Annotated in this window: 14 protein-coding genes and 1 pseudogene; 10 read left to right on the top strand and 5 right to left on the bottom strand. The window is 68.7% G+C overall.

The features are described from left to right. Positions 1-224: 224 nt before the first annotated feature. Positions 225-596: a hypothetical protein gene (locus ABS78_RS19565; protein WP_293383365.1), complete on the bottom strand. Its 372-nt coding sequence runs from the start codon at positions 594-596 to the stop codon at positions 225-227. Here ABS78_RS19565 and ABS78_RS19560 point away from each other — a divergent pair. The 6 genes and pseudogenes from ABS78_RS19560 to ABS78_RS23945 all read left to right on the top strand — a co-directional run. After that, complete coding sequence (locus tag ABS78_RS19560) at positions 567-2,297, top strand: family 16 glycosylhydrolase (protein WP_293383362.1); 1,731 nt, start codon at positions 567-569, stop codon at positions 2,295-2,297. The genes ABS78_RS19565 and ABS78_RS19560 overlap by 30 nt on opposite strands. Before the next feature lie 685 nt (positions 2,298-2,982). Beyond that, positions 2,983-3,891, top strand: coding sequence for a HEPN domain-containing protein (locus ABS78_RS19555; protein WP_293383359.1), 909 nt, complete (start codon positions 2,983-2,985; stop codon positions 3,889-3,891). Positions 3,892-4,117: 226 nt separating this feature from the next. Beyond that, entirely contained in the window at positions 4,118-4,669 is a 552-nt protein-coding gene (locus tag ABS78_RS19550) for a sigma-70 family RNA polymerase sigma factor (RefSeq protein WP_293383356.1), read from the top strand. Between the two features lie 17 nt (positions 4,670-4,686). Continuing rightward, positions 4,687-5,670: a FecR domain-containing protein gene (locus ABS78_RS19545; protein ID WP_293383353.1), complete on the top strand. Its 984-nt coding sequence runs from the start codon at positions 4,687-4,689 to the stop codon at positions 5,668-5,670. A gap of 154 nt (positions 5,671-5,824) precedes the next feature. Further along, positions 5,825-8,839, top strand: coding sequence for a TonB-dependent receptor (locus tag ABS78_RS19540; RefSeq protein WP_293383350.1), 3,015 nt, complete (start codon positions 5,825-5,827; stop codon positions 8,837-8,839). A 9-nt stretch (positions 8,840-8,848) separates the two neighbouring features. Beyond that, positions 8,849-11,248: pseudogene (locus tag ABS78_RS23945) on the top strand (prolyl oligopeptidase family serine peptidase); the annotation flags it as partial. A gap of 19 nt (positions 11,249-11,267) precedes the next feature. Here ABS78_RS23945 and ABS78_RS19530 read toward each other — a convergent pair. The 4 genes from ABS78_RS19530 to ABS78_RS19515 form a co-directional block, all read right to left on the bottom strand. Next, positions 11,268-12,992 carry an asparagine synthase-related protein gene (locus tag ABS78_RS19530; protein ID WP_293383347.1) on the bottom strand — a complete coding sequence of 575 codons (1,725 nt, stop codon included), beginning with the start codon at positions 12,990-12,992 and terminating at the stop codon, positions 11,268-11,270. An 83-nt stretch (positions 12,993-13,075) separates the two neighbouring features. Continuing rightward, a complete protein-coding gene (locus ABS78_RS19525; RefSeq protein WP_293383344.1) occupies positions 13,076-13,744 on the bottom strand; it encodes a lasso peptide biosynthesis B2 protein in 669 nt (222 codons plus the stop codon). A 53-nt stretch (positions 13,745-13,797) separates the two neighbouring features. After that, positions 13,798-13,920 (bottom strand): hypothetical protein, encoded by a 123-nt coding sequence (locus tag ABS78_RS19520; RefSeq protein WP_257836365.1) that lies wholly within the window; start codon positions 13,918-13,920, stop codon positions 13,798-13,800. 73 nt (positions 13,921-13,993) lie between these two features. Continuing rightward, positions 13,994-14,686: a GntR family transcriptional regulator gene (locus ABS78_RS19515; RefSeq protein ID WP_293383341.1), complete on the bottom strand. Its 693-nt coding sequence runs from the start codon at positions 14,684-14,686 to the stop codon at positions 13,994-13,996. Between the two features lie 262 nt (positions 14,687-14,948). Here ABS78_RS19515 and ABS78_RS19510 point away from each other — a divergent pair, with 262 nt between their 5' ends. From ABS78_RS19510 to trbB, 4 genes are all read left to right on the top strand, one after another. Beyond that, complete coding sequence (locus tag ABS78_RS19510) at positions 14,949-15,440, top strand: helix-turn-helix transcriptional regulator (protein ID WP_293383338.1); 492 nt, start codon at positions 14,949-14,951, stop codon at positions 15,438-15,440. 139 nt (positions 15,441-15,579) lie between these two features. Further along, positions 15,580-17,463: a type IV secretory system conjugative DNA transfer family protein gene (locus ABS78_RS19505; RefSeq protein ID WP_293383335.1), complete on the top strand. Its 1,884-nt coding sequence runs from the start codon at positions 15,580-15,582 to the stop codon at positions 17,461-17,463. Beyond that, positions 17,450-17,902: a hypothetical protein gene (locus tag ABS78_RS19500; protein WP_293383332.1), complete on the top strand. Its 453-nt coding sequence runs from the start codon at positions 17,450-17,452 to the stop codon at positions 17,900-17,902. Before ABS78_RS19505 ends, ABS78_RS19500 begins: the two co-directional genes overlap by 14 nt. Then, complete coding sequence (trbB, locus tag ABS78_RS19495; protein WP_293383329.1) at positions 17,899-18,831, top strand: P-type conjugative transfer ATPase TrbB; 933 nt, start codon at positions 17,899-17,901, stop codon at positions 18,829-18,831. The genes ABS78_RS19500 and trbB overlap by 4 nt, the downstream gene beginning before the upstream one ends. Positions 18,832-18,849 lie beyond the last annotated feature (18 nt).

The following is an 18,849-nucleotide window of genomic DNA, read 5'->3' as shown; positions in this document are numbered from 1 at the left end:
TCTGCTCTTCCGTGAACCTTGATCGCTTCATTCGTCCGTCCTTTGGTCGGGCGGACTCTAGCTATTCCTGGCTGAGTTTCAGGGGGTCACGTCAGCAGAGATGCGGTGGGACCTGTCTTACCGCAACGACGCGCGCAACTGGCGCAACGTGTACGGCTACTGAGGCAGATGCGCCGGGGGATCGCGTCATGAGGCTGGACGATGCCGCGGTAGGGCTTCGCCGGCTAGCTTTCCGCGCGTCGCGCGCCGCTCTGGGTTTGATCGGCGGAGGTCGGATCACCGCATTCGGTCAAGGCGAGGGAAAGATCGGGATGATCCTGGTCGTAAACCTCGACCGCCAGCCCCAGCGCCTGCGCCGGACCTTTCGTGAACTGAGGCGCTTCAAAACATCCGATGGAACTCGCCTGTCCAGCCTTGCGCGGCGCCTCGCCGCAATAGACGCGCGCGATGGGCGGGCTGTGGCAGCGACCGCGGACATCGACCACACCTACCGCCTCGGAGACCAGCTCCACGTCCAACCCGACGTCCGGTTGGAAGCTTGCTTTGGCGTTGATGAGCCCATTCGGATGACCCGACAGGAAGTTGCGGTAGCGCAATCGCATGTCGAAGCTTGGAAGCTCATCGCCACCGGCCCGTGCGACCACGTTCTTGTGCTGGAGGATGACGTCTGGTTCCGAACGGGGGCGGCGGCAGCGATCGACCGGGGGTGGCGCGCCGCGGCGCGTCGCCAGCAGGACGGCGGGCCGCGCCTGCTGTACCTCTCCTACGCAGACGCCGGTGGAACAGCTGAGCGCGTCGACGTTTGTGAGGCCCTGTTTCGTCCTGTGCGCGGCCTCTGGTTTCTGTCCGGCTATGTGCTGTCGCGCCAGGGCGCTGCTTCTCTCTTGCGGGCGATGCCGGTCGTGGGACCCGTCGACTTGTGGATGAACTTTCGCTTCGGGGAGTTGGGGGCGCTTGCGCTCGCTTCGCCCGCAATACTCCAGCGGCCCGACCAGGGTTCGGACAACGCTTATTCCGTACTGCCCTATCTTGCCCGCGCCGGGATTATCGACGCCGACACCGTTCCCGAGGCTCCGCGCGTCGGGGGGCCTGTGCTGGCCTGGACAGAGGGGCGGGACCGAGAGAGCTTGGCGATGGCCCTTTCCATGCTCGGATTGCGCGTAAGGTCCTTCGATCCCGAAGAGCGCGAGATGGCGGCAGGCGAGCTGTTCGCTCAGCTCAACACCTTCGACGCCCTTGTCGACCCCCCCTTGGCCCCGTGCGCGGTGTCGGCTGGCATCGCACTGCGCCGAGCGAAGTTCATATTCGAAGCGGGAGCTCGCGGAGCCGGTCAAGTGCGGGCCGCACCTTCGCTACGTTCCAGAACGACTATTCTTCCGGCGGGAGATCCCAACGAAACATCGTGGGAGCCCATCTGCTCCCTCCTCGAACTTGCTATCCCCGCTCTAGCCTTTCCGCAGGGCGCGCCGCGGGCCTGGAGGCTGTTCCGCGATGATCGCGTCACAGGGAGAGAGCCGGCCAGCAATGCGCGATGGATCGGCGCTGCCGATGACACACCCTGGGCCCTTCTGCCGCTCGGGAACCGTCGATCTGAACCGGTGTCGGATCAACCGCCGGAAGCTGCGCGCGCACGAGAGAACCCTCTCATCCACGCGACAATGAAGGAGTCGAGCACCGAGTTTCCAGGACATGCCGAAACCTTTCCTGGAAACCTGGCCGCGTCCGCCGCAGATGGTCTGCGCTACAGCGTTGAAGGGGTCGAATTGGTCGTCGAGAAGAGGATGACCGGCGATCGCCCCTATCAGTCGGGCGCGCTTGCTTCAGCGCGCCCGTTTACCCACGGACGGTTTGAGGCCGAGATACGGGCTGCCCGCGCTAGCGGCCTCGTCACGGGGTTCTTCCTCCATCGCGCGGGGCCTCGGCAGGAGATCGACATCGAGCTGACCGGCGACGACCCGCATTCGATGCTCGTGAACGTCTATTTCAATCCGGGAGACGACGGTGCCGCAATGGGGTTCGGCTACCGTGGCTCGCCGTGCCGTATCGACCTGGGCTTCGATGCGACCCGCGACTTTCATCGGTACGCGATCGATTGGCGGCCCGATCGGATCACCTGGCTGGTCGATGGCAAGCCCGTGCACCAGCGGGGTGGGTGGGATCCAACGCCTATTCCTCATCTTCCGCTGAAGTTGCACGCGAACCTCTGGGTACCTCGTTCTCGAGAACTGGCCGGTGAGCTCGACGACAGTGCCCTCCCGTCATCGGCATCGTTCCGGAATATTTCTGTCTGGCGTTGATCGGTCCGGTAGTGGCGACCGCTCCAACGCAAGCGCCTCGCCAGGTTCCTCGAGGGTGGAGCGACCGCGTCCCGGACGAATACGCGGAGAACGGCGCTCATCCACGACGTCTACGGCCGCATCGCGGAGCCCGGGCGGCACGAAACCGAAGTGATGGAGGCGGCGTACGCGGACGTTGAAATTCGGTGGGCGACGCCCGAGGGGAGGTCCGCCCTGATCCCGGGCAAAGATGCGCTTTGAGAGTTCAACCGCCTAGCCCAAGAGCGATACGGTGCCAATGTCACGCCGACGGCAGTGATCGCTGTGATGACGCCGGAACAGGTTCCGTTAGAGATGCGGGACCTCGTCGAGACGATCCGAACGTTCCCGCTGACCAAACCGGGCTGATCAGACCAGCGGTACGTCACCGCCGTCGCATCGGGTGTGTTGCAGGGCGGCCGGAGCTGAAAGTCCACTATCAGGACCGAAGCCAACGGCCGCTCCTGGCGCGTGTCGTCATCGCCGCCCAGCCAAGAAGCGGCCCCTCGGCGCTAGGCTGCGAATGTCTAGTTTCCGGAGCGGAGCCGATGACCGCAATTGGCGTGTCCCTGACATCCTCGGATTGCAAGCCTGACGTCACGGTCGCCGTGATGGAGCCGCGCGGATAGAATCCGACGAATCAACCGGCGCCGCTGCCAAGGCGACAATGAAGACGAGCCTCGACCATCTACCGGAGGGCAAACGGGCCGAGCTGTCTCGCGTCCTTGAGGTGCTGTTCCGTGAATTCGAGGACGTCACCAAGCGCAAGAGCGGCATGCGTCTTCAGGGGCGCATCCTCAAAGTCATCCTCTTCGGCAGCTACGCCCGGGGCAACTGGGTCGACGATCCCGTCGGCGGCTACAAATCGGACTACGACCTGCTTATCGTCGTCAACCACGACGACTTTGCCGACGTCACTGACTACTGGATGGACGCGGAGGCGCACCTTGAGCAGGCGTTCGACATCGCCCACACGTTGACGGCGCCCGCGCAGTTCATCGTCCACTCACTGGCGGACGTGAACCGCCAGCTCACGCGCGGCCGGCCCTTCTTCACTCAAATCATCAGCGACGGGATTGTCCTCTACGAGGCGCCCGACCATCCCCTCTCTCGGCCTGTGAAGCTCTCACCGGATGACGCGTTCCGCGAAGCCCAGGCGAACTTTGAAAAGTGGTTTCCAAGCGCGGGAGAATTCCTAGTCCACGGCGCGGATGCACTTTCGCGTGGATGGCTCAACAAGGCCGCGTTCGAACTGCACCAAGCCGCCGAACGCTACTACCACTGCGTCCTGCTGACCCAGACACTGTACTCGACCAAATCCCACAACCTGAACTTCCTGCGCGGCCAGGCCGAGCGGGTCGCGCCGGAGCTGATCCCGGCCTGGCCCCGTGGCAACCGCTTCGAGAAGCGCTGCTGGGAACTGCTGCGCCGCGCTTACGTCGAAGCCCGCTTCTCCGACCAATACGAGATCTCGACCGAACAACTGACCTGGCTGGTCGACCGGCTGAAAGATCTCCAGGTCCGCGTCGAGCGGAGCTGCCGCGACTACCTCGCCACCATCGCGCCACCTGCCTAAATCCCTGTGCGGCAAGGACTCTAGGCGGCTCCGGCGGCTTGTGCCACGCTGGCCCTCGAGCCCGGTCGAAGCCGGCTCACCGCGACGGCCGATCCGCCGCCGCTGGGCGCCCGCGCCATAGAAGACCGCACCGTCAGGTCCGGGAAAGCGCGGGGCGCAGGGACCTGAGCCCTGCGTTCGACACGCCCGGTCGCCACGAACGCGCGGTTCACTGCGAGGGGACGTCATGTCCCGCCCCACCCCCGCGCGCCCGGTGCGCGAGCCGGCGCTCGACGCGTCGGCGGAGGCGCCCGCGCCCACAACCTCGGGCGAGCGACCCGACGCGACATGGCGCGCGCATCTGGTCTGGCTGCGGACCCGACTTCGGAGCCGCTTCAGCGCCGACCTCGCCGATGACCTGGCGCAGGAGACCTACCTGCGCCTCGTCGGTCGCGCCGCCGACGCCCCCGTCGAGAACCCCCGCGGCCTCCTGATGACCGTCGCCACCAACCTGGCCCGCGACGTCTTCCGGCGCGATCGGGTCCGCGCAGACTATGCGGCCCGCGCCCCGCAAGCCTACGCGCCGACGGACGCCGCCCACCACACGGCGGAAGACGACTTCCAGGTCCGGGAAGCGATCCGATCCCTGCCGCCGAAACTCCGGGACGTCCTGCTGCTCAGCAAGATCGGGGGCTTGACGAACCGCGAGATCGCGCAACGCTACGGTTTATCGGTGCGGGCTATCGACAAACGGTTGCAACAGGCCGTTACGCTGTTCGTCGCTCGACTACGGGATTGAGGCTTCGAAATCTGGCCATGGGAACGCTCCGAGGAGACGACCGCCGGACGCTCGAAGAGGCCGCGGCCTGGTTCACGCGGCTCAAGGGGGATTCCGTCAGCGAAGCGACGATCGACGCGTTCATGGCGTGGCGGCGGACGGCCGCGAACGACGCGGCCTACAGCGAGGTGGAAGCCCGCTGGCGCCAGGCCGACCGCGTCAGCAACGACCCCGAACTCGTCCGGCTGACGGAAGCGGCGCTGCGAAAGCCGAACAGGTGGGACGCGCTTCGAAGGTTCCTCGCTCGGAACCTGCTGCCGCTTAGCCTGGCCGGCGCGACCCTGGCCGGCGCCCTATTCCTCCTCGTGACGCACCTGCAGCCGCAGGCCTACGAGACCGACGTCGGCGCCCAGCAAATCGTCCGGCTCACCGACGGCTCGACGCTGCGGCTCAACACGGCCAGCCGGGCGGAGATCCACTTCTCCCGCAACGAGCGCCGCATCGTGCTGCAGCGTGGCGAGGGCTTCTTCGAGGTCGCCCACGACGCGGCGCGGCCGTTCATCGTCGTGGCCGGCGACACCCAGGTCCGCGCGCTCGGCACGAAGTTCGACGTGCGGCGCACGAACGGCGCGACGCAGGTGATCCTGGCAGAAGGGCGTGTGCAGGTGATCCGGCCGGATCGAAAGGAGCAATGGACGCTCGCCCCCAACCAGAAGCTCACCCTCAACGGCGCGCCGCCCGTGCCCCAGGTCGCCGACGCGGCCATGACGACGAGCTGGACGACAGGGCGACTGCGTTTCCGGGAGACGCCGCTGGCCGAGGCGGTAGCCGAGGTGAACCGCTACAGCCAGACCAAGATCGTACTGGAGGCGCGACGCGTCGAGGCCGAGCGGGTCAGCGGCGTGTTCGATACGGGCGACACCAAGGCCTTCGTCTCCGCGGTGACCGAGATCTTCGGCCTCACGGCCACCCCGTCGCCGGAGGGCATTCGCCTTCGGGCGCGCGAGCCAGCGGCCGGCTGAGCAATTTTTTACGAAGGCCCAGGTTCGCGTTTCACAGCGCCGGCGCGTCACCTCCAAGACGCCGGCGAAAGCAACCCGAGGCCCCGCCCTGATGGCAGGCCAAGCGCGGCGTCGGGGGAGTGATATGGTCCGAGCCGCGCGTTCATTGCCTGACTTGAAATCTCGCCTTCTTGCCGGCTGCCTTTCGGCCTCGCTGGCGGCCACGGCCTCGACGGCCCTGGCCGAGACGGCCGGCCCCGTGGACGTGCCGGCCGGATCGCTGGATGCCACCCTGACGAGCCTGGCCGGCCAAACGCGCCAGCAGATCCTCTACAAGGCCGAGCTTGTCGCCAACCGCCGCGCGCCCGCCGTCAAAGGGGTGCTTACCTCGGAGGAAGCCCTGCGCCTGGTGCTGCAGGGCACGGGGATCACCGTGAAGCGCACGGGCCCGAACGTGCTGGTCCTGCAGGTCGCCTCGACCGACGATGCGGGAGACGGAGACACCGCAGGCCGCCCTTTCGGCGGTGAGGGATCGTCAGACGCGAGGGTCGTCGGCGTGGACGGCATCCAGGCGGCGCTGCTCGAGGAAGTGACGGTCACCGGCTCGAACCTGCGCGGCGTCCCGCCGACGTCGCCGTTGGTGGTTATGGACCGCGACGACCTCGAGCGGACGGGACAGACCACCATCGCCGACGCGCTTCGAGCGCTGCCCTCGAACTTCGGCGGCGGCGCCGGGGAATCGTTCGGCGTGGGCGCCGACAAGCTCTCGCGCAACGGATCGTTCGGCGCTGCGCTGAACCTGCGCGGCCTCGGCAACAATGCGACGCTCGTCCTCATGAACGGCCATCGCATCGCCGGCTCGGGCAGCTTCGCGGATTTCGTCGACATCTCCAGCATTCCCGGGGCGGCGGTCGAGCGGGTCGAGGTGCTGCTCGATGGGGCCTCGGCGCTCTACGGGTCTGATGCGGTCGGCGGCGTCGTGAATTTCATCATGCGTCGCGACTTCGACGGCTCCGAGACGCGCCTCCTGGCCGGCACATCGACGGGGGGCGGCCGGAGCCAGGTGCAGATCGACCAGGCGTTCGGTCGCCGCTGGGACGGAGGCGGGTTCATCGTCGCCTACGAGCTGCGGCGCCAGGACAACCTGCGGGGCGGCCAGCGGCCCTTCGCCGGGAATGCCGACCTGCGTCCCCTCGGCGGGACCGACCAGCGGCTGACGTCCGCCTTCCCCGGCAACGTGCTCCTGCCCGATCCTGTCACCCGTGCGCTGGTTCCGACCTACGCCATTCCCGCTGGCCAAAACGGCGTCGGCCTGCGGCCCGGCGACTTCATCCTGGGAACGCCCAACCGCTACAACCAGCGCCAGGGCGGTGACATCCTCCCGAAGCAGACTCTGAACTCGGTGTACCTCGCGGGCCACCAGGGCATGGGCGGGCTTGAACTCGCCGCCGACGCGCGCTTCGCCAGCCGGCGCTACAAGAACATCAACGTCCCCCGCCCGGCGACCTTCACTGTCGGCCGCGGGAACCCGTTCTATGTCTCGCCGATCGGGGCGGCGACCCAGTCAATCTCCTACACCTTCGCCAACGATGTTCCGAACCCGACGGCCTACGGCACGTCCGACACGCTGGCCGGAACAGTCTCCGCAAAGCTGGAGCTGCCTCGGGGATGGCGCTCGGAAGCCTACGCGGCCTTCGCCCAGCAGCACGACGAGAACCGGGGCGGCGGCGTGGTGAACTCCGTCATCCTCAACGAAGCTCTGGGCAACACGCCGGACAATCCCGCCACCGTTTACAGCGCCGCGCTGCACGGCCACTTCAATCCGTTCAACGGCGTTGTGGGTGGCGGCAACGCGACCGCGCTCGCCTTCATCAACTCGGGAACGATCTTGGCCCGCAGCCGGGACCGGGTGACATCGGTGAACGTCCAGGCCGACGGGCCGCTGTTCCATCTCCCCGCCGGTGAGGTGAAACTCGCGCTGGGCGCGCAGGCGCGGCGCGAGGGTTTCACCTCCGAAAGCACCATCTACGTGGCGACCACGTCTCCGACGCGGAGCTCGAGCCTCGACCTGGACCGCACGGTCACCGCGGCGTTCGGCGAGCTTCAGGCGCCCCTGTTCGGGCCGGACAACGCGCGACCGGGCCTTCAGCGGCTAGAGCTTTCGTTCGCGGCGCGGGTCGAGCGCTACGAGAGCTTCGGGACGACGGTGAACCCCAAGGCGGGCCTTCTTTGGTCGCCCACGTCGAGTCTGATCGTCCGTGGCACCTACGGCCGTTCGTTCCGAGCTCCCGCGTTGCGCGAAGTCGCCGACCCGGCCGTCTTCAATCCGCAGCTCCTGGCGCTCGGAACGGGCCGCGTGGTGACGCTCACGCTGTCCGGCGGCAACCCGGACCTGAAGCCGGAGACGGCCGACTCCTGGACGGTCGGCTTCGACTGGAAACCCGATGGCATTCCGGGCTTGGCGCTCAGCGCGACAGGCTTCGACGTCCGCTTCAAGAACCACATCGAGAAGCCCGTCTCGGCGAACCAGGCGAACGCCCTGCAGGATCCGACTCTGTCGGCCTTCGTGCGGCGGATTTCTCCCTCGACCTCGGCGGCGGACCTCGCCTTGATCCAGCGCCTACTGGCGGATCCGGCGCTGAGCAACGCGACCGGCACATTTCCGGCGGAGCAGTACGGCGCGATCCTGGACAATCGCTACGTCAACAGCGCGACCCTCCATGTGCGCGGGATCGACGTCTCCGCCCGCTACCGCTTCGACCTGGGCCAGGACACGATCGCCCTCGCCGCGAACGCGACCTACATGCTCAGCTTCGACCAGCGGCTCACGCCGACTTCGGCCGTCGTGGAACGGGTCAACCGGATCAATTTCCCGACCCGATTGCGTGGTCGGGCGACCGCGGACTGGACCCGTGGCGCGCTGACGCTCGGGGCCGCGTTCAACTACGTGAGCCGATACCGCGATGACCTGGGCGTCCGCATCGACGCCCAGCCGACCTTCGATCTGCAGGCCCGCGTGGCCCCCCCGAAGCGCGGCCCTCTGGCCGGCGTCGCGGTGCTCCTGAACGTGCGCAACGTCTTCGACCGGAACCCGCCCTTCTACAACAACAGCCTGGGCATCGGTTACGATGGCGCCTCCGGCGAGCCGGTGGGCCGCTATGTGTCCCTGCAGCTGACGCGCGCTTGGTGAGCACGGGTCATGCGCCAGCTCCTGGCAGCGGCCGCGTTCGCGGTCGGCTGCGTCGCGCCCCCGACCCCGGCCGCGGCGAAACCTTTCACCGTCGAAGACCTTCTCCAGGTCGAGACCCTGGGGGCGGCCGCCTTCGACCCGCACGGCCGCCACCTCGTCTACGAGGCGCGCGACGCGTATGCGACTGCATCGCGCTTCGACAGCGATCGAGGGGTTGTGCACGGCCTCAGTCGCCTCAGGGTCGTCGCCACCGACAAGCCCGGGCCGGGACGCCCGCTGCTCGCGGGCGACCCCGCTGGCGTCCTGCTTGGCGACTTCTCGCCCTCGGGCGACAGGCTGGCGGTGTATCGAGTGATCGGGCCCACGTGGCGGCTGGGCGTCGTGACGATGTCGACCGGCGCCGTTCGGTGGCTCCCGATCACACCCCAGGGCGACACGCGCGGCCGTGCACTGCAGTGGCTGGATGACCGCCGGCTCCTGGTGCTTGATCGCCCGGATGGACGCGGACCGCTGGTCCTACGCCAGGGTTCGACGTTCTCGCGGGAGCTGACACGCCGATGGGAAGCCGCCGCCACGGGGGCGGGCGCTCACACCGCCTACGGCAGCGGCGCGTATCTCGGTGTCCGCACGCGGGCTTTGAACCGCCTCCTTCTTGTCGACGCTCGAACGGGCGACCAGGACGTCCTGGCGCACGGCGAGTTCATCGACCTGGAGGTCTCGCCCCAGGGCGATCGCGTGGCGCTACTGCAGAGCGGGGAAGACCTTCAGCCTCATGGCGAAGCGCCCGTACGGGGTCCCGCGGGTTCCGAGACCGAGGCGACCCGGCTGTCGATCCTCGATCTGCGCACGGGTGAAACGCGGCGGCCCTGCGCCGCGTGCGATGTCCTTCCGCAGTTGCTCGCGTGGTCGCCGAGCGGTCAGCGGCTCCTCGTGTTCACGCGTGGGCGCCACCAACTCTGGACAGACGGGCGATTTGCCGAGGTGGACGTCGAGACCGGCGCCGTCCGGACGATCGGCGAACGCGTGCAGCCCCGGTTCGACCTCAATCCCGTGACGGTCTGGACCGCGTGGATGGGCGAGACGCCGCTGGTCTTCGGCCGGCTGGCGGGGGCAAACGCCGGCCGTGACGACTGGTTCGCGCTCGCCGACGGGGCGCCGCGTAACCTTACGAGGCGCCTGCCCCCGCCTAGCCGCAGCGCCCGTGTCGCAGGGCGGGAACATCTGTGGGTTTGGGCGGGCGACCGGGCGTGGCGTGTCCGTCGTTCCGGCGACGTCACCGCCGCTGCGCCGGGATTGAGGGTGGCGGCTCTGCCGGATCGCCGGGTCGGAGCCGGTGGCCGGCTGGCGCGTGCGCCGGCGCTGTGGGTGGCGGCGCAGGACGCCTCGGGCAAGCCAAGCCTCACCCGCCTCAGCGCCGAGGGACAGACCGCGGCGGCGCTGGGCGCGGCCGCGGGCGGCGCGTGGGAGGCGGCAGCGCCCGGCGGCGTCCTCCAGCGCGCCACGGACGCCCATGGCGTCGAGACACTCACGCTATCGGTTGGCGGACGGAGCATCCCGACAGCCGCCGTCAACCGTGGCTGGGCGGCGCGCGATCCCCCACGGATCGTCCAAGTGCGCCACCCCGGTCCGGTCGGGGAGCCCGTGGTTAGTTGGGTCTTTCTTCCCACGGGCTCTCCGGCGAGAGGCCCAGCCCCCCTTGTGGTGCGCGCCTATCCGGGCGCGACCTATCCGGCTCCGCCGCAGGAGACGCCGGGCCGGCCCGAATTCTACCAGAACATCCGTGTGCTGACCGGCCACGGCTATGCCGTCCTCGTTCCGAGCCTGCCGAACCCAACGGGCGGGATGACCGCGCCGGCGCAGGGGTTGGCCGAGCGCATCCTGGCCATCGTCCAGGCAGCGATCGACGCGCCCGAGCTGGCCGACAAGGTCGATCCGACCCGCATGGCCATCATGGGCCACAGCTTCGGCGGCTACGCCGCGATGATCACGGTCGCGCAGACGGACTGCTTCGCGGCGGCGGTGTCCCTGAACGGCGTGAGCGACCTGGTCGGCTACTGGTCCACCATCCCGCAGCACCTGCAGCTGGACTCTGAAATCGCCTACTGGAGCAACTGGCACACTGGCGTGGTGGAGCGCACGCAGCCGGAAATGGGCGCCCCGCCCTGGCGCGATCCGGCGCGTTACATCCGCAACAGCCCGCTGTTCCTGGCGGACCGCATTCAGACGCCCCTCCTGCTGATCCACGGTGCGCAGGACGGCCTGTCGGCGGCCCAGTCCGAAGCGATGTATTCGGCCCTGTTCCGACAGGGGAAGGATGCGCTTTACGTCGTCTACTGGGGCGCCATGCACGCGCCCTCGTCGCCGGGCGACATCCGCGACGTCTACGCCCAGACGTTCCGCTTCCTCGACGCGCACTTCGCCGGTGTTTCTACAGGCGGCGTGGCGCCGTCCGCGAGTCCGGGACCCGCGTCTGCCAATGGCGCACCCAGGCCTCTGTCGACACCGCCCAGAGAATGTCCGAGGGCTTCGCCGCCCAGATCAGGTGCTCCGGGCTGAGCGCCAGCTCAAGACGGACGCGGTCGAGCACGCCCGCCTCAGCAAGGCAGCCGTCGAGCAGGTAAGGTCGCAGCCAACCCAGGCTGTTGGCGATGAGCCGGGCGAAGTAGACCGTCACGATGCCCTTGGCCCGGCGGTTCAGGACGCACTCGGGCAGCCGGTCGGCGAAGACGCTCCGGGCGAACGCCCGGTCGTAGCTCGAGCCCGCAAGGGCGGGCGTCGGGATCCGCAGGGCGTGCTCGAGCACAGGCTGGGCGAAGAGGGGGTAGAGGACATCCGCTTCGTGCCGCCGGCGGCTTGGGCCCTCGTTCAGGAAGAACCGGGCAAGCGCGTGGATGTGCAGCTGCTTTCCGGGCCCAAGCCCGCAGTGCTCCGCCTCATGCAGCCACTTGGGCTTCAGGTCGGCTGTGGCGGCGCGCACCTCGCGCGAGATCAACGACGACCAGAGACCTTCGACCGGCGGCGCCCGGCCAACCGCTTCGGCGCGAGCGGACCGAAGGACCTCCCACACCGAGCGCCGGGTGCGGCGCGCGACGTTCGCTAGGACGGGGTCCCGAAGGACCGACCAGCCCTTCACCCGCCAGGCGTCCGCGACGATCCCGGCGCCGGCCATCTGCATGAAGACGGCGTCGCCGCCCTGGCCCGAGATGATCGCCTCGGCGCCGGTCTCCCGAATCCGCTCGATCTCGTCGCGGTCCCATTTCGGATCCACGGCGTTCGCGGAAGGGCGCTGCTCGCGCGCGAACGCCTCCAGGTCGCTGAGGTCCAGGGCCGAGGGCTCGTGCCGCCGTTGGACGAGGGTAAGGCCGGCCCGGGCCGCCACCGCGGTCGCGTAAGCCTGTTCATCCGACTCCGGCCGTCCGAACGCGATGTTGATGGCCTCCACGACCCGGGAGGTCCGGCCGGAGGCGTGCAGGGACCCTGCAATGATGGCCGAGTCCAGACCCCCGGAGACCTCCAGGATCACGCGCTTGTAGCCGCCAACCAGCGACGCGGCGCAGGCGCTGACGCGGGCGCGGAGCTCGTCGGCCGCAGCGCCGAGATCATCGATGGGATTGCCGGCGAAGGCCGAGGGGCTCCACACGACGTCCGACGTGCCCGTGGACCCAAGTCGCAACGCCTCCCCCGGCTGCACCGCGATGACGTCATCCACCAGGACCTGGGTCGCGCAGACCGCGGGCTTCGCGACGAAGTCGGCGATCCTGTCCCAATTGAGCAGCGGCCATCGCGGCCCCACGCCGGCCGGCAGGCCCGTCATCGCCGATCCGACCACTTCGAGTCCGTCGCCCAGCGACCAGGCGAAGCCGGGAAGGGCGCCGCTCGGATCCCGGTACACCCAGGTTTCGCCGCCGCGAGCACTGGCGACCAGCGCGACGTAGCGGCCCCACCGACGCCGGCTGAGCTCCGCGATCAGCTGTCGTGGCGTGGCGTCGGGAAGGTCCCGGCAAGGCGGCGCCCCGGGCATGGGGAACGTGGCGCCGATCAGCACACCGCGGTCGCCATCGATCGGCTCCACGCTCAAGGGCGCGTGGGTCGACGTCCAGACACGAAGGCCCGCGGCCGCATGGGCCAGGCCCCAGTCGGAGGTCGCGGCCAAGGCTTCCCCGAGCTCCCGCGCGCGGCTGGCGGCGCACGCCGACTCCAGGACCCATGACAGAGCGAGGAAGGCGGCGCGCACCGTCACAGGACCATTATCGGCGTGAAGGCCCGGATGCGGTCCGGTTCGTCGTCGAGGACCAGGTCCTCGCACTGCAGCCAGCAATGGGCGTGGAAGGGCCAGGTTCTCACGCCGAAGACCCACAAGGCGTCGTGGCCCTGGCGGCGTAGGAGGCGGAGGAGCATGAAGGCGCGAAGCAGGCACTTGGCGCTCGTCGGCGCGAACGGCGCCCAGCGATGGAAATCGTCGACCGTCTCCACCAACTGCTCGCTCACGGAGGGCGGTCGCGTGCGCTGAGCCCGCCCGGCGTCGACGATTTCCTTGAACGGCCGCCCGCGATAGGCCGCGAGCATGTCGGCGATGGCGACGGCGATCTGCATCCCATCGCGCAGTGTCGGGACGCCGTAACGGTCGCGCAGGGCGCTCTTCGCGGGGGTGGCGAGGGCCGGCGGCTGCGGCGACTCGCATGAGTTGGCTGGCGACCACGAAGCCTGAACCAGGCCCACTTCGAGAAGGTCCTGCGCCATTCCCGGGTCAGTCGGGCAAAGGGCTCGGCGGCCGGGTTCGAGGGGAGCCCGGTGCTCGCCTTCGGGCAAGCAGACGTAGGCGTCTCGCTCGACGTCGAGGAAGACGAGGTCGCCGTTCACGCCAACGGCGTGGACGTGGTCAGCGAGAAACAGTCTCTTGGCCATCCGCAGCGCCGGTGACCCGTCCCGGCGCGAAAACGCCGGGACGGGCGCAGGCCTTATTCCGGCAGGCCGTCGTCGGGCTGGCCTTCGGCGTCGCCGAAGTAGCCGGCCTTCGTGGCGAGCTTAGCGCCGCCCAGGCAGATGAGACGGCTCGTCGGGATCGACAGATGCTTGGACATTGTAGTCTCCTGCTTCAGTGAATGCCGCGTTTGCAGCAGAAGCAGTTCGCGCTCCGGTTGTGATATATTCAAACTATATCGACTCTATAGTGTCGGCCGCGTCCAGCGCCCTGATCAGGGCCGCGGCGACGCCGATGCGGCGGGCGAAGAAGGCGTTGAGCGCACTGCGGACCGTCTCCGTCGCGCCGCTCGATATGACGTCCAGGAGCTGACCGAACTCCGCCGGCAGGCCGTGCAGGACGCGGGGTTCGACGGTGCGCAGCGGCGCGAGCTGATCCTGCAATCGAGCCAGATGCCGCGCCAAGGGCGGGCTTGAAGCCGACGCGAAGACCCGGAACAGCCGCTCACTGGCAAGCACGAAGGCCGCGTCCGGCGGTGTCTCCGTGGCCGTGGGGACGAGCCGGTCGAGGTCGAGAGGGGGTAGCGAAGATCGCTCGTCGCAGGCGATCAGCAGCAATTCCAGCTCGAGGCGGAAGAGCGCGATGAGATCCTGTTCGGCGAGGCTTTGAACGAAGAAGCCCTGCCCGCGACGATCCAGCAGCAGACCTTCTCCGGCCAGCCGGGAGAGCGCTTCGCGCACGGGGGTCTGGCTGAGGCTCAATCGTTCAGCGATGTCGTTGGCCGTGAGCCTGGAGCCCGCTCTGTGGACGCCTGCCCGCAGTTCCTCCCTCAGCGTGTCGAGAGCGATCTTGAATGAATCAGCGCGCTTCCTCGTCATGGGGTGCTCCGCAACAAGGCCGCAGACTGAAGCCAAAATCCGGATCATGTCGAGATGTCACGACCTCCGTGATTGATAACCCGACAATAATCGTCGGACATTCCGACAAGACGCGTCGGATCAGACGGCAAGTTCATCATGAAACAACAAGCATCATCATAACTAAACTTGGTTCAGGCGCGGAATGGCGTGCAGATTGCGGGTCAGTGCCTTCCCCACCTGTGCATGGATCGCCTTTGACGGATTGACGACGACCTAGGGCTGCTCTGAGGATGCGGCGAAATGTAAGGTTGTTGGTGTGGTTCGGGCGATGTCGCGTTCGAGTTCGAGAAAGCCGCGTGAGCGCGACGAGGCCCTGTCCTGCGTCCTGAAGGCGATCCGAAATCACCGGCGGATGACCGTGCAGCAGGTGGCCGACCTGATGGCCCTGAACAAGCGGACCTACGAGCGCTTCGAGGCCGGCGAGGGTTTCCTCAAGGTCGACAGGATCTTCGCCTTCGCCCGCGCCACCGACAGCGATCCCTACGCCAACTGGGCCAGCGTGAAGATGGGCGCGCCCGACTTCGCCATCGCCTGCATCGACAGCAAGCTGTTGCTCCTCTGCGTCGCTCACGCCCGCGAGCTCTTTCTCCAGGAGGGCGCCGACCTCGCCAACCTCCAGGCCGCTCCGATCGTGGAGGCGCTGAAGGTGGCCTTCACCATGCTGAGCGCAGAGCTGGACCGAAGCCGCAAGGCCGCGAACCGCTGGCTCGGCGATCCAGGCGATCCAGGCGACCCCGGCGATCCGACGGCGGAGGACTGATCGCCCGTCGCAAGACCGACACTTCTTGTCGGTCCATCCGACAAACAATGTCGGAAAAATAAATAAAAACAAAGAGTTGGAACGATATCGCGCCGATCTCGGTTCTGACGCCAGTGGAAGCGTCGGTGCAGCTCCAAAGATGAGTGGCCTTGTCAGTCGTCTCACGGCCGTGGCCCTTGGCGCCCTTTCGGGGCTGCAGGCCGCGACCCAGTATGTGGCCTGGTCGTTTCGCTACGCCTCGCCCCTCGGCGATGGCCTCCCGCTCGCAGATGACGCCAGGCTCTACGCGCCCTGGTCGGTGCTCCACTGGCGGGCCGAGTTCCTCAACGAAGGTCCCAGGGTGTTTGCGGGCGCGGGCGCGCTCATGATGCTCGGCGTGGCCCTGGGCCTCGGCGCCTGCATGCTCCTCGAGCCCACGGCGGGACGGCGCCGTGCGCGGGGGTGGGGCGGTCATGACGAGGCGCGCCGGGCGGGCCTCACCGCGCGCACGGGATGTGTCCTCGGGGACCTCGACGGACGCCTCCTGGTGACGGCGGACCTGCGCCCCACGCTGGTGACCGGCGGCACGCGCTCCGGGAAGGGCCGCGGCCACGTCGTGCCCAGCCTGCTCTGCTGGACCGAGAGCGCCATGATCCACGACCCGAAAGGCGAGCTCTGGCGGGTGACGGCCGGATGGCGGGCGACCTTCTCGCACGCCCTTCGCTTCAACCCGCGCGATCCGGACACTGCCCGATGGAATCCGCTGGCCGAGATCCAGCCGGGGCCCGGTGAACTCGCCCAGGTGCAGCGCCTCGTGGCGATCCTCTCCGATCCGGGCGGCGTGCGCGACGAGGAGGCGATCTGGGACAAGTCGGCGTCGGAGATCCTCGAGGCCGTGATCCTCCATGTCCTCTACACCGCGGACGACGAGGCCAAGTCGCTGCTGAAGGTCCGGGAGCTCCTCGCGGACCTGGACGAGGCGGCGGAGGCGATGGTGCGCACGCAGCACGTGGTCGGCGCCGACGGGGAGCCCGCGACCCACCCCTTCATCCGCACGGCGGTGAAGGGCTATGCCGCCATGCACGACCGCTTCCGTACGTCCGTCCAGGGGACTGCGCGCTCCTATCTGAAGTGGCTGGCCGGGGCCGACGTCGAGCGCGCTCTCTCCGCATCGGACTTCGCGGTCGGCGACCTGATGTGCGCCGGGGCGCCGGTGAGTCTCTACGTTCAGGTGGCGCCGGCCGATGTGTCGGCGTTGAAACCCCTGGTGCGCTTGCTGTTCTACGCCGCCGCCCAGTCGCTCACGGCGCACGAGCATACCGACGCCAACGGGCGGCCCAAGCGCCACAAGCTCCTGATGGCGATGGACGAGTTTCCGCTGCTGGGCCGGGTCGAGTTCTTCGAGAAGAGCCTGCGCCTGATGAGCGGCTACGGCCTGAAGACCATGTTCGTCGCCCAGAGCCTGAACGACATCGTCGAGACCTACGGCCCCAACAACACCATCCTCGACAACTGCTTCGTCTACACCGCCTTCGCAGCCCTCGACCCCCTGACGCAGGACAAGGTCTCGCGCCTGACCGGCGCCATTTCCGAGACGCGCACGAGCCGTAGCGGTCCCGCGGGCCTCGGCGCCGGCCGCAGCTCGATATCCCGGTCCGAGGTGGAGCGTCCACTGCTTGAGCCCGGCGAAATCCGCGCGCTCGCTGACGACGAGCAGCTCGTCTTCGTGGCCGGCCGTCGTCCGCTCCGGACCCGAAAGGTCCGCTACGACGTCCGCGAGCCGTTCCGCTCACGCGCCGCGATCGAGGCGCCGGACGGCGCCGTCGACACGCCCGGGCGCCCCTCGCATCCCTGGGCAGGTCAACGCGCGCTCGGCGAAAATCCCGCCGCCAGCTTGCCGCTCTTCAAGGAGGTGGCGGCCGCCATGGACGACAAGAAGGCCGCGAAGAAGGCGGTCCAGATCTACGAGCGCGTCGCCGAGGAATTCGCCGCCCAGGAGGCCGCGCTCGATCACCTGCAAGGACGCAACAATGGCCAAGGCTGACGACCGACCGACTCCCAGGGTCCAGGTCTATTTCGAAAACCCCAAGACCGAGGTCGCGCTGCGCCGCGAGGCGCGCGCGAACCGCATGACGCTGAGCCGCGCCGCCGAGCAGGCGATCGCGCGCGGACTTCAGCGCCGGCCCGCTGCCGATCCGGAGGATCGCGTCCTCGCCCTGGACCGCGCGCTGCGCGATCACATGCGGGCCATGGCGAGGGACATGACCATCGTGCAGGAACTCATGGTGGAGTTCGCCCGCGCCTTCTTCTCGCGGCTCCCCGACACCGCCGCCGACCAGGACCCCGTCCTGCGGGCCGCGGTCGAGGCCCGCATCGAGCGGCTGCTCGACGCCGCGGCGGCGCGCATCGTGGCCGGCGGCGCCCAGCCGCTCGGCCCGCAGGCCGAGACGGAGGCGCGCAGCTTCGCGCCGGCGGCCGAATGACCGCTGACGCGCTCGGCGCCCAGCGCAGACGCGACGCGCTCCACCACGCCCTGGGGCCGGTGATCCTGGCGGCGCTTGCCGAAGCTGACGTCGTCGAGATCCTGGCCAATCCGGACGGGCGCATCGTGCTCGACCGGACGGGACGCGGGCGCGAGGACACGGGACATCTCATGGCGTCCGGGGCGCGGGAGCGGGTCATCCGCCTGGTCGCCGACCACGTCGGAGAACCGGTCCTCCGCGACGACCCGCGCCTGTCGGGCGTCCTGCCCTCGGGCGAGCGTTTCCAGGGCTTCCTGCCACCGGTGTGTGCGCAGCCGACCTTCTCGATCCGCAAACGGCCCGGCGTCATCTGGACCCTCAGCGACTACGTGCGCGACGGCGTGATGCGTCAGGCGGACGCCGAGACGATCGCCGCCGCGGCGCGCGAACGCCGCAACATCGTGATCTCCGGGGGGGCCGGCTCCGGCAAGACCACGCTCGCGAACGCGGTGCTCGCCGAGCCGGCCTTCGCCGCGGATCGGGTATTCATCATCGAGGACACCCCCGAGCTCCAATGCGCGGCGTGGGACTGCGTGGCGGTCCTGACGCGGCGGAGCCCGAAGCCCATCGGCGTGGTCGATCTCGTACGGGACGCCCTGCGGATGCGGCCTGACCGCATCGTCCTCGGAGAGATCCGGGACGGCGCCGCGGCGCTGGAGGCGCTGAAGGCGTGGAACACGGGCCACCCAGGTGGCGTGACAACGGTCCACGCCAATTCGGCTGCGGAGTGCGTGCCGCGGCTCGAGGACCTGCTGCGGGAGGTGGTGGTCGATCCGCCCAGGCGCCTGATCAACCAGGCCGTCGACCTGATCGTCCATATCGGCCGCACGGGCGCCGGACGACGGATTGAAGGCCTTCTTGGACGCGAGGACTTCGCCGGTCCCGGCTGATGCCTGGTGGCGGGCTCA

The organism is Phenylobacterium sp. SCN 70-31, from assembly GCF_001724605.1.
Classification (GTDB): Bacteria; Pseudomonadota; Alphaproteobacteria; order Caulobacterales; family Caulobacteraceae; genus Phenylobacterium.
Note: the sequence above shows the minus strand (reverse complement) of the source record. Positions and strands in the feature narration are given on the sequence as shown.